The organism is Streptomyces sp. NBC_01750 (genome assembly GCF_035918095.1).
Classification (GTDB): domain Bacteria; phylum Actinomycetota; class Actinomycetes; order Streptomycetales; family Streptomycetaceae; genus Streptomyces.
Window position 1 is genome coordinate 4,157,122 of sequence record NZ_CP109137.1, and the last position, 15,601, is coordinate 4,172,722.

Annotated in this window: 14 protein-coding genes and 1 tRNA gene; 8 read left to right on the forward strand and 7 right to left on the reverse strand. The window is 69.5% G+C overall.

The annotated features are described in order from the left end of the window. Positions 1–23: 23 nt before the first annotated feature. Positions 24–1,430, reverse strand: coding sequence for a M1 family metallopeptidase (locus OG966_RS18535; protein ID WP_326650805.1), 1,407 nt, complete (start codon positions 1,428–1,430; stop codon positions 24–26). 283 nt (positions 1,431–1,713) lie between these two features. On the opposite strand from OG966_RS18535, the gene OG966_RS18540 reads away from it, so the two are divergent. Beyond that, positions 1,714–2,223, forward strand: a complete 510-nt coding sequence (locus tag OG966_RS18540) for a hypothetical protein (RefSeq protein WP_326650806.1) — start codon at positions 1,714–1,716, stop codon at positions 2,221–2,223. On the opposite strand, the gene OG966_RS18545 is transcribed toward OG966_RS18540, so the two are convergent. Further along, positions 2,220–2,888, reverse strand: coding sequence for a pentapeptide repeat-containing protein (locus OG966_RS18545; protein ID WP_326650807.1), 669 nt, complete (start codon positions 2,886–2,888; stop codon positions 2,220–2,222). The genes OG966_RS18540 and OG966_RS18545 overlap by 4 nt on opposite strands. A gap of 34 nt (positions 2,889–2,922) precedes the next feature. On the opposite strand from OG966_RS18545, the gene OG966_RS18550 reads away from it, so the two are divergent. Together OG966_RS18550 and OG966_RS18555 are read left to right on the forward strand one after the other, a co-directional pair. Then, positions 2,923–3,117, forward strand: coding sequence for a hypothetical protein (locus OG966_RS18550; protein WP_326650808.1), 195 nt, complete (start codon positions 2,923–2,925; stop codon positions 3,115–3,117). 51 nt (positions 3,118–3,168) lie between these two features. Further along, entirely contained in the window at positions 3,169–4,167 is a 999-nt protein-coding gene (locus tag OG966_RS18555) for a zinc-binding dehydrogenase (protein ID WP_326650809.1), read from the forward strand. Positions 4,168–4,205: 38 nt separating this feature from the next. On the opposite strand, the gene OG966_RS18560 is transcribed toward OG966_RS18555, so the two are convergent. Next, positions 4,206–4,676, reverse strand: a complete 471-nt coding sequence (locus tag OG966_RS18560) for a GNAT family N-acetyltransferase (RefSeq protein ID WP_326650810.1) — start codon at positions 4,674–4,676, stop codon at positions 4,206–4,208. A 223-nt stretch (positions 4,677–4,899) separates the two neighbouring features. Between OG966_RS18560 and OG966_RS18565 the strand changes: the two genes are divergently transcribed. Beyond that, complete coding sequence (locus tag OG966_RS18565) at positions 4,900–6,297, forward strand: NAD(P)/FAD-dependent oxidoreductase (protein WP_326650811.1); 1,398 nt, start codon at positions 4,900–4,902, stop codon at positions 6,295–6,297. Between the two features lie 211 nt (positions 6,298–6,508). On the opposite strand, the gene OG966_RS18570 is transcribed toward OG966_RS18565, so the two are convergent. Then, positions 6,509–6,584, reverse strand: a tRNA-Thr gene (locus OG966_RS18570). A gap of 155 nt (positions 6,585–6,739) precedes the next feature. On the opposite strand from OG966_RS18570, the gene OG966_RS18575 reads away from it, so the two are divergent. The 4 genes from OG966_RS18575 to OG966_RS18590 all read left to right on the forward strand — a co-directional run bounded on the left by OG966_RS18575 (position 6,740) and on the right by OG966_RS18590 (position 11,019). Next, complete coding sequence (locus OG966_RS18575; protein WP_326650812.1) at positions 6,740–8,191, forward strand: RNA-guided endonuclease InsQ/TnpB family protein; 1,452 nt, start codon at positions 6,740–6,742, stop codon at positions 8,189–8,191. A 296-nt stretch (positions 8,192–8,487) separates the two neighbouring features. Further along, a complete protein-coding gene (locus tag OG966_RS18580) occupies positions 8,488–9,624 on the forward strand; it encodes an ABC transporter ATP-binding protein (protein ID WP_326650814.1) in 1,137 nt (378 codons plus the stop codon). A 211-nt stretch (positions 9,625–9,835) separates the two neighbouring features. Then, positions 9,836–10,258, forward strand: a complete 423-nt coding sequence (locus OG966_RS18585) for a hypothetical protein (protein ID WP_326650816.1) — start codon at positions 9,836–9,838, stop codon at positions 10,256–10,258. A gap of 38 nt (positions 10,259–10,296) precedes the next feature. Then, positions 10,297–11,019, forward strand: a complete 723-nt coding sequence (locus tag OG966_RS18590) for a nucleotidyltransferase family protein (RefSeq protein WP_326650818.1) — start codon at positions 10,297–10,299, stop codon at positions 11,017–11,019. Between the two features lie 80 nt (positions 11,020–11,099). On the opposite strand, the gene OG966_RS18595 is transcribed toward OG966_RS18590, so the two are convergent. The 3 genes from OG966_RS18595 to cysS form a co-directional block, all read right to left on the reverse strand. Further along, positions 11,100–12,851 (reverse strand): DoxX family protein, encoded by a 1,752-nt coding sequence (locus OG966_RS18595; RefSeq protein WP_326650819.1) that lies wholly within the window; start codon positions 12,849–12,851, stop codon positions 11,100–11,102. A gap of 244 nt (positions 12,852–13,095) precedes the next feature. Further along, positions 13,096–14,052, reverse strand: coding sequence for a 23S rRNA (guanosine(2251)-2'-O)-methyltransferase RlmB (gene rlmB, locus OG966_RS18600; protein WP_326650820.1), 957 nt, complete (start codon positions 14,050–14,052; stop codon positions 13,096–13,098). Positions 14,053–14,155: 103 nt separating this feature from the next. Beyond that, positions 14,156–15,556, reverse strand: a complete 1,401-nt coding sequence (gene cysS / locus OG966_RS18605) for a cysteine--tRNA ligase (protein ID WP_326650822.1) — start codon at positions 15,554–15,556, stop codon at positions 14,156–14,158. Between the last annotated feature and the right edge of the window lie 45 nt (positions 15,557–15,601).

Here is a 15,601-nt window from a genome sequence, read left to right on the forward strand (position 1 = left end):
CCGGCCCGGGGCTCCTGCCGTTGTCACGGCGTCGCGGGCTTGCCCTTCCCGTACAGCCAGGTGTCCCACAGCGCGCCGAGGTCCTTGCCGGACTTCTTCTCGACGTACGCCGTGAAGTCGGCGGTGGAAGCGTTGGAGTGGCGGTACGTCGCAGCCCAGCCCTGCACGATGCCGAAGAAGACCTTTTCGCCCACCGCCTGGCGGATCTTGTGCAGGACCATCGCGCCGCGGTCATACACCGGGTCGTCCGAGACCTTCGCCGCGGAAGGCGGATCGGCCGGCGGGAAGGCCCAGTTGGTCTCCTGGGCGAAAGCCTGGTCGAACTTCTCCTGGGCCGGGGTGTCCTCGTGGTCCTCGGCCCATATCCACTCCGCGTACTGGGCGAAGCCTTCGTTGAGCCACATGTCCTTCCAGGACTTGGGCGTCACGGAATTACCGAACCACTGATGCGCCATCTCATGGACGAGTGTGTCGATATCGAGCGTGTTCTCGTCCGGGTCCAAGGGGATGACCGGTCTGGTCTGCGTCTCGAGGGCGTAGCCGACAGCCTCCGCCGGCACGACGATCGCGCCGGTGGAGGAGAAGGGATACGGGCCGAATTTCTCCTCCCCCCACTCCATGATCTCGGGGATCCGGCCGAGGAGCTCGGCGCTTTCCTCGGACACGGCCTGGTCGACGGCGGTGAGTACGCGCCGACCGGACGGCATACGCGACTCCGCCAGCCGGTAGTCACCGATGGCGAGCGTGACGAGGTAGCTCGCCATCGGCTCCTTCGATGTCCAGCCGAAGGTGGTGCGCCCGCCGGTGGTGCTCCGGTTCTTCAACTCGCCGTTGGAGATCGCCCGCAGCTTCTCGGGGACGGTGACCTTGATGTCGTAGGTGGCCTTGTCGCCCGGATGGTTGTTACTGGGGAACCAGGCCATCGACCCGACGGGCTCGCCGACCGCGAGCGCGCCGTCCGGGGTCTTCAGCCAGCCCTCCCGCGACTTGTCGGCGTCCTCGTCCACGATCGTCTTCGGGATACCGGAGTAACGGACCACGGCACGAAAGGTCCTGCCCTTGTCGAGGTCGGTGTGCGGCCGCAGCGTCAGCTCGTCGCCCGCCCGGTTGGCGGCAGCCTTCTTGCCGTCGACGGTGGCACCGGTGACGCTCATCCCATGGAGGTCGAGGTTGAAGGCGCTCAGATCCTGGGCGGCGCGGGCGGTGATCTCGGCGGTGCCCTCGAGGGTGCCCGTCCTCGGGTCGTAGCCCAGGGTCAGGGCGTAGTGCTGGACGTCGTAACCGCCGTTGCCGAGCCTGTGGAAGAGCGGGTCACCCGCGCCCGCGGCGCCCGGCTCTCCGTGCACGCCCGCACCGCCGTCGGTGCAGCCCGCGAGGAGGAGCAGGGCGACGACGGGTGTCAGAGTGCGTACGAGAGTTCGCTGGTCCACACGCTTGATCCTATGTGGGCGGATGATCCTATGTGGGGCGGATTTCAGCCACCGGCCCGTAGGACCGCGGCCGCTGCCGCCCGGCCTTCGCGAAGCCACCGGCCGTGCTCCGGTGGCGTCCCCTTAACCGTCGAGTTCACCGTCGAGAGCCGGACCCGCCTGCCCGGCACGGCGAACACCGCGGCGGGTTTCCGCTACGCCCCGCTCATCGCCGTCGTCCCGCCGCAGCCGGCCGTGACCTGGTCGTACGGGAAGCGGCACCGGGCATGACACCATCGAGCACGTGCTCGACATCGGCTACTCCCTCTCCCGCCGCTTCCCCGACCCCCCGCAGACCGACTACCGGCGCGCGGACGTCCAGGCGCTGCGCCACGACCTCTTCTGCGGCGACGTCTACCTCGCGGACACCAAGGAGGACCGCGAGGTGTCCACAGCCTGGGGATGGGTCCCGGTGCTGGACTTCGCCTGGGCGCTGTGCGACATCGTCGAGCAGCTCGACCGCGACCCGCTCGGCAGCCGCGCCGCGAAGCCCCAGTACGCCGAGCTGGACTTCACCGAGTCGGCCGACCGGATGCTCTTCGAGCGGCGCTTCGGCTGGGTGGACGTCGAGGCCGACTGGATGCCCGGCGAGGAACCGCCCCTCACCTTCAACCACACCGAGCTGCGCCGCGAGGCCCGCGACTTCCTGCACGACCTGATCGCCGACCTCTCCGACATGCACGAGGGTCTCGACGACAATCCGGTCGTCTGGGACCTCCAGGCCCGCTTCCCCCGCCTCCAGGACGCGCCCTAACTCTCCACCCGCACCCCGATCTGCGCCGCGAACGCCGGTGCCAGATCCAGCAGTTGGGCCGAGCTGATCACCGCACCGGCCAGCCGGTCCACGCCCCGCGCGATGTCCAGCTCCGCCACCGTCCGCAGATCGACGTCCTTCAGCTGCGCCGCGCTGAAGTCCGCCCGCCGCAGCACACAGTCCCGGAACTCCACCCGTTCCAGCTGCGCACCCCCGAAGTCCGGCTCCGACAGCACACATCCCTCGAAGACGACGTCCTTCAGCCTGCCCTTCCGCAGATTCAAGTAGTCGATCTTCCCGCCACGGATCAGCACCCGCTCAAGCACGGCCCCGTGCAGCTGCACCCCGCCCAGCCGCGCGTCCGTCACCTCCACATCACGCAGCGACGCGCCCGCCAGATCGGTGCCCACTCCTCGTACGCCACTGAGCACGGAGTCGACGAAGCGGGCCTTGAGCAGCTCCGTCTCGTCCAGGCCGCACCCGCGCAACGCACAGTCGATGAAGCGCGCGCCACGCCCCGACTGCCCGGCGAGGTCCAGGTCCTGGAACTCCAGGCCGTCGTAGTCGCCGTCCGACTCCAGCCCGCCGCCGTCGTACCGAGCGAGCGGCGGCAGCCGCACCTCCGGCCGCTGCGCTGCCCGCGATCTTTCCGGTTTCCGTGCCATGGCCCCATGGTGCCCGCTCCCACTGACAAGGCCGATGTCACAAACCAGGTGCCCCGGCGGGCCCGGCCCGCCATCGACCGCGGACACGGCAGGCCGCCTCGCGGGCGAGCGGGTCGCCGCGGCCGGACTGCTCACCGGGGTGGCGTTCAACAGCAGTCCGCAGGCGGCCCCGATCCCCGCGCTCGCGTCCGAGCGCACCACAGGACCTGTTGACCTCAAGCGAACTTGAGGTCGGAGGGTGTCCCTCATCAGCCCGTTTCGCACATCAGGGGAGCCAGCCATGCACGCCATCCGCCTCCACGCCTTCGGCCCCGCCGAGAACCTCGTCCACGAGCGGACCGAAGATCCCGCCCCCGGCCCCGGCCAGGTGCGGATCGCCGTGGCCGCGGCCGGCGTGCACCTGCTCGACACCGTCCTGCGCGAGGGCATGCAGGGCCCCTTCCCCGCCCCCACCGAACTGCCGACCATCCCCGGCCGCGAGGTCGCCGGCACCGTCGACGCGCTCGGCGAGGGCACGGACCCGGACTGGCTCGGCAGGAAGGTCGTCGTCCACCTCGGCACGGCGCCAGGCGGGTACGCCGAACTCGCGGTCGCCGACGCCGCGAGACTCCACGCGATCCCGGTAGGCCTCGACGAGGCCGAGGCCGTCGCGATGATCGGGACGGGCCGCACCGCCATGGGCATCCTGCAGTTCACCGACCTCGGCCCCGACGACATCGCGATCGTCCCCGCCGCGGCCGGCGGTATCGGCACCCTCCTCGTGCAGTACACGAAGAACGCCGGCGGATACGTCGTCGGCCTCGCGGGCGGCCCGGAGAAGGTGGCGCGGGTCGCCGCGAACGGCGCCGACATCGCCGTCGACTACAACCAGGACAACTGGGCCACCCAGGTCCGCGACCACCTCGGCGGCCGCCGCGCCACCGTCGTCTTCGACTCGGTCGGCGGCGCCACCGCGCGCGCCGCCGTCGACCTGCTCGGCAAAGGCGGCAAGCACATCGTCTTCGGCTGGTCCGCCGAAGGCCTCCACAACGGCTCCCCGCTCACCTTCACCGCCGAGGAACTGACCGAGCGCGGCATCACCTCCGAGGGCGTACTCGGCCCGGTGATGCTCCAGAGGGCGGGCGGCGACATACGCGTCCTCGAGGAACGCTCCCTCGCCGAGGCCGCATCCGGCCGCCTGCGCCCCGCCATACAGCGCTTCCCGCTCACCGAGGCCGCGGCGGCCCACCACGCACTGGAGACGCGCGCCACGATGGGCAAGGTCGTCCTGATCCCCTGAGATCCCGACCTGATCACCTGCGACCCCGGAGAGGTCGGCTAAGACCCCAGAGAGGTCAGCGCCTCGTCGGTCAGCCGGTACACCGTCCACTCGTCCTGCGGCTTCGCGCCCAGCGACCGGTAGAAGTTGATCGACGGGGTGTTCCAGTTCAGTACGGACCACTCCAGGCGCTCATAGCCACGCTCCACACAGATCCGCGCCAGCTCCGTCAGCAGCGCCTTGCCGTAACCGCCACCGCGCAGCCCGGGCCGTACATACAGATCCTCCAGATAGATGCCGTGCACCCCGCGCCACGTCGAAAAGTTCAGGAACCACAGCGCGAAGCCCGCCACCTCCCCGTCCGCGGTCACCGCCATGTGCGCGAAGGCGGCAGGCCGCTCGCCGAACAGCGCCTCGTGCAGCTGCTCCTCACTCGCCCGGGCCTCGTCCAAGGCCTTCTCGTACTCGGCGAGCTCACGGACCATGCGGTGGATCTCAGGGACATCAGCAGGCGTGGCGATACGAATCATGAGGTCAGAGTGCCCGCCGAGCCGGCTGCCGTGCCATGAGTTTCCGACCGGTGGACACCTGCTCCGCCTGAAGCCGCGTCCGATCACATCCCGGATCCCATGACCGTGGCGAGGATCACCTCCGCGTACGACCATGGAAGCCACCGGGCAGGCGCCCGATCAGCCACCGCGGCCTGCGAGTACCCTCCCGCCACACGCACTCAAGCTGAGCAGCAGGGGCATCATGAGCACGAACACCGTCAACGGCGGCATATCGTTCTGGTACGCGCAGGAGGGCACCCCCCTCCCGAGGGAGCCCCTCCCCGGCGACATCACCGCGGACGTCTGCATCGTCGGCGGCGGATACACCGGCCTCTGGACGGCGTACTACCTCAAAAAGGCCGTCCCCTTCCTCAACATCACCGTCCTCGAGGGCAAGTTCTGCGGCTACGGAGCCTCCGGCCGCAACGGCGGCTGGCTCTACAACGGCATCGCCGGCCGCGACCGCTACGCCAAACTCCACGGCCACGACGCCGCCGTCCGCCTCCAGCAGGCCATGAACGACACCGTCGACGAGGTCGTACGCGTCGCCGCGGAAGAGGAGATCGACGCCGACATCCACCAAGGCGGCGTCCTCGAAGTCGCCCACACTCCCGCCCAGTTGACCCGCCTCAAGGCCTTCCACGCCGTCGAAATCGCCTTCGGCGAGAAGGACCGCGTACTGCTCGGCGCCCGCGACACCGCCGAGCGCGTACGCGTCACCGGCGCCGTCGCCTCCACCTGGACCCCGCACGGCGCCCGCCTGCACCCCGTGAAGCTGGTCAAGGGACTCGCGGCAGCCGTCGAAGCGCTCGGGGTCACCATCCATGAGTCGACCCCCGTCACGGAGATCAAGCCGAAGCACGCGATCACCCCGTACGGCACGGTCCGCGCGCCGTACATCCTGCGCTGCACCGAAGGCTTCACGGCGAACCTCAAGGGCCAGAAGCGCGCCTGGCTCCCCATGAACTCCTCCATGATCGCCACGGAACCCCTCCCCCGGTCCGTCTGGGACACCATCGGCTGGGACGGCCGCGAAGCGCTCGGCGACATGGCGCACGCCTACATGTACGCCCAGCGCACCGCCGACGACCGGATCGCACTCGGCGGCCGCGGTGTCCCCTACCGCTACGGCTCCCGCACCGACAACGACGGCCGCACCCAGCCCGCCACCATCGAAGCGCTCCGCGAGATCCTGGTCCGCTTCTTCCCCACAACGGCAGGCGCCCGCATCGACCACGCCTGGTCCGGCGTCCTCGGCGTCCCCCGGGACTGGTGCGCCACAGTCACCCTCGACCGCTCCACCGGCCTGGGCTGGGCCGGCGGCTACGTAGGCTCCGGCGTCGCCACCACCAACCTCGCCGCCCGCACCCTGCGCGACCTGATCCAACAGGACTCGGGCCAGGCGGGCCCCACCGAACTCACCACGCTCCCCTGGGTGAACCACAAGGTCCGCAAATGGGAACCGGAGCCGCTGCGCTGGCTGGGCGTACAGGGCATGTACGCGGCCTACCGCGGCGCGGACCGCCGCGAGGCGGTCGCCCGCACCGCGGCAACGGACCCCGTCGCACAGATCGCGGACCGGATCTCCGGCCGTCACTAGAACGTGCTGCCGGACGCTGCCGCCGATGACGAACTCCCAGTCACCGCTTCCCCGGCGGCGGAAGGACCCGAGGACTGCTGCTGCCGCTGCGTCTCGGCCCAGACCCCGACCAGTCCGGTGGAACGTCTTCTCACGCCACCACCGCCCCCTTTCCCACACCCCGGAAAAACAAGTGTCCCGGACCTGAGGGGTCCGGGACAGGGTGTTTCGGTGGAGCCGCCTGTCGGAATCGAACCGACGACCGTTCCATTACAAGTGGAGAGCTCTGCCAACTGAGCTAAGGCGGCACAGCGCACTTCGAAGCCGTGCGCTAGGGCTTTCACACTCTACACAGGGCCTCATCCCCCGATCCACGCAGTTGCCGCCTCCCGTGACCTCTCGGCACACCAGTTCGTTGAACGGACTGGTGTGCCGTTCTGAAGATCGGACAGCGGGGGGGCGGATGACCGAGCCACCGGAGGGGCCCGTACGCGTCGTCGGCGCGGAGGCCAAGCGCGTCAAGCGGGAGGCGTTGGGCATCGCCGACCGGAGCAAGCACCACACCCGCCCCGCGGCCCCGATCAAGCACCGTGCCAAGGAGCCGGGCACCTGGCAGCGGGTCTACCGTTTCCGCTTCTATCCGACTCCGGTCCAGGCCGGGCAACTGGAGCAGACCTTCGGCGCCTGTCGGTGGGTCTACAACGAAGGCCTGGCCCTGCGATCGGGCGCCTGGGAGCAGCACCGCGTTTCAGTGGGTTTCGCGGAGACGTGCCGAGCTCTGACCGGCTGGCGGCGGGCCGAGGCGACGTCGTGGCTGCGGGACGTGTCATCGACCGTGTTGCAGCAGGCTCTGCGGCATCTGGACGGGGCGTACACCCGCTTCTTCAAGGGGACGGCGAAGTTTCCGCAGCGGAAGAAGAAGCGCCGCTCGCAGGATTCGGCGACCTATGTGCGGACCGGCTTCCGATGGGTCGAGGATCCAGGGCGACCCGGGACGGGGTTGGTGACCCTGGCGAAGCACACCACCCCGCTGGATGTGCGGTGGTCCCGTCCGCTGCCGGGCGGGCAGCTGCCGGTGAAGCTGACGGTGACACGCGACCGCGCCGGCCGGTACTTCCTGTCCGTGCTGGTCGAGGAGCGGATCGAGCCGTTGCCCGCGGCATTCCTGCCCGGCGGGAGTGAGCCGAAAGCTGTCGGGCTCGACCTCGGTCTGGCAGCGCTCGTGACGCTCGACGACGGCTCGAAACTGGAGCATCCCCGGCTGCTGAAGAAGTACGCGAAGGAACTGGCCAGGTGGCAGCGGGAGCTGCACCGCAAGCAGAAGGGGTCGAAGAACCGCGACAAGGCCAGGAAGAGGATCACCCGGCTGTACGCGCTGATGAACGACGTTCGCAGGGACATGCTGGACCGGTTCACCACCCGCCTCGTGCGCGAGAACCAAGTGCTCGTGGTGGAAGACCTGTACATCGCCAATCTGATGCGGCCGACGGTCGGCAAGGGACGACGGCGGAAGGCCAGGCTGAATCAGTCGATCATCGATGCCGCCTGGGGTGAGCTGCTGAGGCAGCTGCGCTACAAGTGCCAGTGGTACGGCCGGACCTTGGTGATCGTGGACCGCTTCTTTCCGTCCACCCGCCGCTGCTCCGCCTGCCATACGAAGGGGCCTCGGCTGGATGTGTCCGTACGGGAGTGGACGTGTGCCGAGTGCGGTGTGGCGCACGACCGGGATGAGAACGCGGCGGTGAATCTCCGGGACGAGGGGATGCGGCTGTACTGGCTGGTGGCTGCGGCGCTGCCGCCTGGGAGGATGCCGCCGCCGGTGATCAAGGCCTCGGAGCTGCCGGAGGTCCTGCTGGCTGCAGAGAGGAGCCGGACCGACGGGCCGTCGGCCGGAATGCCTGTGGAGCCCCTGTAAGACCGTACGGGTGTGGTCCTTGAGGTCATACCAGCACGGCAGTGGGCGCTGAAGCAGGAAGCGTCGCACGAGCGGTAGCAGGTCAAAAGCATTCCGCTCTGCCCGTGTGCATGCCCAGGTCAAAAGCGCGTTGCTCTGACCCGGCCGAGCCGGAGTCGAAAAATTTCATCGTCGTTCAGCTGCTGACATGACGGGGCATGCCAGGTAGCGTCACGGCGGGTCCACGTGTGTGGACCAGACCACTCCCTTACTCGGATCGTCCGGCACGTTCCTGCCGGTGAAGGAGACGCATCACCATGGCCACTGTCACATTCGACAAGGCGACCCGGGTCTACCCGGGCTCCACCAAGCCCGCCGTCGACCAGCTCGAGATCGAGACCGAGGACGGCGAGTTCCTCGTTCTCGTCGGACCCTCCGGCTGCGGCAAGTCGACCTCCCTGCGCATGCTCGCCGGTCTCGAGGACGTCAACGCCGGCTCCATTCGCATCGGTGACCGCGACGTCACGCACCTGCCGCCCAAGGACCGGGACATCGCCATGGTGTTCCAGAACTACGCGCTCTACCCGCACATGTCCGTCGCCGACAACATGGGCTTCGCGCTCAAGATCGCCGGCGTCAACAAGAGCGAGATCCGCAAGAAGGTCGAAGAGGCCGCGAAGATCCTCGACCTCACCGAGTACCTGGACCGCAAGCCCAAGGCGCTCTCCGGTGGTCAGCGCCAGCGTGTCGCGATGGGCCGTGCCATCGTGCGTGAGCCGCAGGTCTTCCTCATGGACGAGCCGCTGTCGAACCTCGACGCCAAGCTCCGTGTCTCGACCCGTACGCAGATCGCGAGCCTGCAGCGCCGTCTCGGCATCACCACGGTGTACGTCACGCACGACCAGGTCGAGGCCATGACCATGGGTGACCGGGTGGCGGTCCTCAAGGACGGGCTGCTTCAGCAGGTCGACTCGCCGCGCAACATGTACGACCGTCCGGCCAACCTCTTTGTCGCCGGGTTCATCGGCTCGCCGGCCATGAACCTCGTCGAGGTTCCGATCACCGACGGCGGCGTGAAGTTCGGCAACAGCGTCGTGCCGGTGTCCCGTGAGGCCCTGTCCGCGGCCGCCGACAAGGGCGACACCACTGTCACGGTCGGTGTCCGGCCCGAGCACTTCGACGTCGTCGAGCTGAACGGTTCCGCGGCCAAGTCCCTCACCAAGGACACCGAGGACGCTCCGGCCGGTCTCGCCGTCTCCGTCAATGTCGTCGAGGAGCTCGGCGCCGACGGTTACGTCTACGGTTCCGCTCAGGTCGGCGGCGAGCACAAGGACCTCGTGGTCCGCGTCGGCGGGCGTTCCGTGCCGGACAAGGGTGCTGAGCTGCACGTCGTGCCGCGGCCGGGCGAGATTCACGTCTTCTCGACGTCGACGGGCGAGCGCCTCAGCGGCTGACCGGGGCGACGTCACCGTCAATGTGCCGGAACGGCCCCGCAGTTCGCTGCGGGGCCGTTCCGCTGCCAGATGGGTCATGTCGACAAATACCCCGGCAGATCCGCCATTTCGATCCTGTACGTCAACACCGATTCGAAAAGCATCGTCGAACCATCCCCCGCCCGAGTGACTAAATGTCGCCAAATCATCACTGACCGCTACGCTCGCTCGCGTGACCCACTCAGCCCGCCGAATCGGCCGCACTCTCGCCCTCGTTCTGCCCGTCGTCCTGGTGCTCTCCGGAACCCTCGCGGTCACCAGCGTCCCGTGGGCAGGGCACAACACCGAGTCGCAGATTCTCACCGCGTCCTCGCGGAACGTCTCCGTGCGTGCCGAGCCCCGCTCGCCGCAGGACGTTCTGCGCGACCGGCTGCTCGCCGAACTCCAGGAGAAGGACCCGAGCATCGCGCTCACCCACCTCCAGCGCGAGGTCGAGGAGCGTCCGTCGCTCGCCAGGCACTGCATGTCGCTCGCCCGCGCCCTCGGACGCGCCGCCGTGAACCGCTACGGCCCCACCCGCGCCCAGACGTTCTCCCGTCCCGTCTGCGACACCTCCTTCGCCACCGGCGTCTCGCAGCAGACCCAGGGGAGCTGACCGCGGGGCCGCCGCCCGCGCCGCATATCGTTCACGGCATGCATACGCCTACGTATCCGACGCAGGCCGTGGTCCTGGCGGGCGGCCAGGGCTCGCGGCTGCGCCCGTACACCGATGACCGCCCCAAGCCGATGGTCGAGATTCCGGGAACCGGGACCCCGATCATCGGCCATCAGCTTGCCTGGCTGGCCGCCGAGGGCGTGACGGACGCGGTGGTTTCCTGCGGTCATCTCGCCGAGGTTCTGCAGAGGTGGCTGGAGACCGCGGAGCTGCCGCTGCGTGTCACCACCGTCGTCGAGACGGAGCCGCTGGGCCGCGGCGGCGGCCTCAAGTACGCCGCCGCTCATCTTCCGCACCCGGACCAGCCCTGGTACGCCACCAACGGCGATATCTGGACCCGTTTCTCGCTGCGCGACATGGCCGCCTTCCACGCCGAGCGCGACGCCATCGCCACGCTCGCCCTCGCCCGCCCCCGGATCCCGTGGGGAGCCGTCGAGACGGACACCTTCGGCCACATCACGGACTTCATCGAGTCCCCGCCGTCGCCGTATCTGATCAACGCGGGTGTGTACGTCTTCTCCGCGGCCTTCACCGCGCTCCTCCCCGACCGGGGCGACCATGAGCGCACCACCTTCCCGCGTCTCGCCCGCGAGCAGCGGCTGGCGGGCTTCCCGCTGCCGAACGGCGCGTACTGGCGGGCGATCGACACCGCGAAGGACCTCACCGAGGCTGCCAAGGAGCTTGCCGCTCAGGCGCGTTGACCGCCCCAGGCCCGATACCCGGAGATACGACGAGAGGGGCGGCCACCGAAGTCCGGTGGCCGCCCCTCTCGTTGCGTATCTCAGCCCAGCAGGCCGCCGATCACCCTGCCCCCGCCCGAGCCGCCGCCACTCCCGCCGGAGCCGCCGCCACTGCCGCCTCCGGAGCCGCCTGAGCCGCCGCCACTGCCGCCACCGCTGCCGGTGCCGCCGCTCGACGAGGGGCCGGCGCTGCTGGACGGCGGCTGGGCCGGCACCGACTGGCTGGGCGGCTGCTGTCCCGTGCCCTGCGTCTGGCTGGGCTGTCCGCCGGTCCGGCCGGTCTCGCGGGCCGTGTCCTCGGAGGGCGTGGGCCTCTCGGAATCGGGGCTGCCGGAGCTGCTCGCGGACGGCGACGGCTTGCCGTCCTCGCCGAGCGTGCCCGCGGAGCTGCGCGCGCCGCTGGGCTCCTGCGGAAGCGGGGACCCGGGAAGGTGGTTGGTCGGGTCCTGGTTGGGCTCCGGCACGGTCACCATGTCCGTGGAGCGTACGGCTCCGCCGAGCATCGAGCCCAACAACAGGGTGAGACCGACGACCACGGCGGCGACGACGCCGCCGCGTCGCAGTACCCGCCGCCGCAGCTCCCACAGCTCCGATCGCGGTCCGAGCTTGCGCCAGGCCTCGCCCGCGAGCCGGCCGTCGACCGAGTAGACCGGTGCGCCCGCGATGATGAGCGGGGACCAGGCGGCCAGGTAGATGATGTCGGGCGCGTCGTACGCCGGCACGGTCTTCCAGGTCACGGTCAGGATGAGCATGGCCGACAGCAGTCCGCCGATGACGGCCGCGACCCGCTGCCAGAGCCCCAGTACGGTGAGCACGCCGACGACCACCTGGAGGAAGGCGACGGTGAGTCCCGCTCCTACCGGGTGGGAGAGCGCGAAGTCGCGCAGCGGCTCGGCGAGCGCCCAGGGGTGCAGCGAGTTGAGCCACTTGACCATGGAGCCGCGTTCGCCGCCGTCGAAGTAGACCGGGTCGCAGAGCTTGCCCATGCCGGCGTAGATGGAAATGAAGCCGAGGAACACGCGCAGCGGCAACAGCACCACTCCGAGGTTCATGCGCCGCCCGGGGTAGTAGGCGTGGCGGACGGCGTCGGCGCCGTGCCGATGGGAGCGCACTTCGGCGTCGGCGAACTCCTCCTGCTGGTAGCGCTCCTGGCCGTAGGGCTCCTGCCCGTAGCGCTCGGACTCGGGCTCGTGGGGCTCCGCCTCGTAGGGATCCGGCTCGTAGGAGTGGTACGAGTCGTACGCGCCGACCGCTTGACGCATGGGCGGCAGCAGCGGCCTGTCGGGGTCGCGCGGCGCGCCGGGAGAGCCCGCTGCGGGCATCCGTGTGGTGTGCTCGGCGACGTCGAGCCGCGGGATGACCTGGGTGGCTCCCGTGTCGAAGGTGTCCCGGCCGTAAGCGTCCCGGTCGTAGGCATCCCGCTCGTAGGGATCCCGGTCGTAGGGATCCCGGTCGTAAGCGTCCCGCTCGTAGGGATCCTGCTCGTAGGGATCCCGCCCCATGGTGGAGTTGCGCACGGCCTGGAGAAGACCGGTCGCCCCGGCGTCCCCCGGCGCCGACTTGCCGCTCCACACAACGGGCGCCCGCCTGCGCACACCCGTTCCGGCTCCGCCGACGACGGGGTTCCTTGCGTTGCCCGCCATGCCACGTGCGGGGCGCTGGCTCTGGGCGAGCTGCACCCGGAAGCTGGCGTGGTTCACGATGACCTGCGCGGGATCGCAGTCCACCTTGACCATGCTCAGCGCAGGCTGATCATCGAACCCGGGCCGGGGCGTTCTGGTGTCCACACTCATCTAACCGAGTGACTTGTGTTTAGGACACTGCCCTGACGGGCCCGATCTGTCCGAGACCCGTCAAGCGTTCCTAATAACCCGATTTGACCGTCATCCTTCGTCGTCTCTCATCCTCGTTCGTCGTTCGTCGTTCGTCGTCGCCACGGAGCCGGTCATCGCCGGGAAGACATGAGAAACAGGGCGGGACCGGGGCAGTGCCCCGGTCCCGCCCCGTTCTCCGGCGTCCTGCGACGCGGCTCGGCCATCAGCGACGGCGCTTGGCCGCCTCGTACAGCACCACACCCGCCGCGACACCCGCGTTCAGTGACTCCGCGCCACCCGGCATCGGGATCCTGACCAGGTAGTCACAGGTCTCGCCGACCAGTCGGCCCAGGCCCTTGCCCTCGCTGCCGATGACGATGACCACCGGGCCGCCCAGGGCTTCCAGGTCCTCGACCGAGGCCTCGCCGTCCGCCGCGAGCCCCACGACCGTGATGCCGGCCTTCTGGTAGCCCTCCAGCGCGCGGGTCAGATTGGTCACACGGGAGACCGGCGTACGGGCCGCCGTGCCCGCCGAGGACTTCCAGGCGCCTGCCGTCATGCCTGCCGCGCGGCGCTCGGGCACGACCACACCGTGGCCGCCGAAGGCGGAGACGGAGCGGACGATCGCACCCAGGTTCCGCGGGTCGGTCACCCCGTCGAGGGCGACGATCAGCGGGTCCTCGCCGTTGTCGTGGGCGGCGGCCGTGAGGTCCTCGGGGTGCGCGTACTCGTACGGCGGGACCTGGAGGACGAGACCCTGGTGGTTGAGCCCGTTCGTCATCCGGTCGAGTTCGGGCCGGGGGGCTTCCATCAGGTTGATGTTGCCGCGCTCGCTCGCGAGCTGGAGCGCCTCGCGCACCCGCTCGTCGTTGTCGATGTACTGCTGGACGTACAGCGTGGTCGCCGGGACGCCGTCGCGCAGCGCCTCGAAGACCGGGTTACGGCCGACGACCATCTCGGACGTGCCCTTGGCGCCGCCGCGGCGCGGCGCCGGACGCCGGGCGGCGGCCTGCCTGGCCTGGGCATTGGCCACCCGGTTCTTCTTGTGCCCCTTGCGCTCGGAAGCGGGCGGCGTCGGGCCCTTGCCCTCGAGCCCGCGGCGTCGCTTGCCACCGCTGCCGACCTGCGCGCCCTTCTTGTTGGACGTGCGGCGGTTCCTGCGCTGGCTGTTCCCGGCCATGACCTACCTGTTTCTGTAAAGCTCGCTCAAAAGTGTGTACGTAAGTGAAGTGTGCCGCCCGGGCGCCCGGGCGGCACATCTTTGTCGGGCGGGCCCGGTGGGTTCAGCGGGGGCCGAGTGTCCACCGAGGGCCGTCAGGCCCGTCCTCGATGACCAGACCGGACTGCAGAAGCTGGTCGCGGATGGCGTCGGCGGTCGCCCAGTCCTTGCGGCTGCGAGCGGCCTCGCGCTGCTGCAGCACCAGCCGCACCAGTGTGTCGACGACTCCGTGGAGATCGTCGCCGCGCTCACCCTCGGCCGCCCACTGCTCGTCGAGTGGGTCCAGGCCAAGGACGCCGAGCATGGACCGTACCTCGGCGAGCCGGGCGACGGCTGCTTCCTTGTCGTCGGCGGCCAGTGCGGAGTTTCCCTGCCGGACCGTGGTGTGGACGATGGCGAGCGCCTGCGGGACTCCCAGGTCGTCGTCCATCGCCTCGGCGAAGGCGGGCGGCACTTCGGTGGCGGGCTCGACCGGCCCGCCGGCCTTTTCCACCACGCGCTGGATGAAGCCCTCGATCCGCGCGAACGCGGACTCGGCCTCGCGCAGGGCCTCCTCGCTGTACTCGATCATCGACCGGTAGTGCGGGGTGCCGAGGTAGTAGCGCAGCACGATGGGCCGCCAGTGCTTGACCATCTCGGAGACGAGCACGGAGTTGCCGAGCGACTTGGACATCTTCTCGCCGCTCATGGTGACCCAGGCGTTGTGCACCCAGTACTTCGCGAAATCGTCGCCGAAGGCCTTGGCCTGGGCGATCTCGTTCTCGTGGTGCGGGAAGATCAGGTCGATCCCGCCGCCGTGGATGTCGAAGACCTCGCCCAGATACTTGTGCGCCATCGCCGAGCACTCCAGGTGCCAGCCGGGCCGGCCGCGGCCCCAAGGGGTCTCCCAGCTCGGCTCGCCGGGCTTGGCCGCCTTCCACATGGCGAAGTCGCGCTGGTCGCGCTTGCCGGTCTCACCTTCGCCGGACGGCTGGCGCAGATCGTCCAGCTCCTGGTTGGAGAGCTCCAGATAGCCGGGGAAGGAACGCACGTCGAAGTAGACGTTGCCGTCGGCCTCGTAGGCATGCCCGCGCTCGATGAGGCCGCGCATCATCTCGACCATCTCGGTGATGTGGCCGGTGGCCCGCGGTTCGTACGTGGGCGGCAGGCAGCCGAGCCGGTCGTAGCCGTCGTTGAAGGCGCGCTCGTTCTCGTAGCCGATCGACCACCAGGGGCGGTTCTGCTCCGCCGACTTCCTGATGATCTTGTCGTCGATGTCGGTGACGTTCCGCACGAAGGTCACGTCATAGCCGCGGTACTCGAACCAGCGGCGCATGATGTCGAAGTTCAGGCCGGACCTGATGTGCCCGATGTGCGGGGCAGCCTGCACCGTGGCGCCACACAGGTAGATCGAGACGCAACCCGGCACTAGCGGGGTGAAGTCACGGATCTGCCGGGCGCTGGTGTCGTACAGGCGAATAGTCACGCATCAAGGGTAGTGGCCCGTTACCAGTGCCCCGCGACCCTTCCG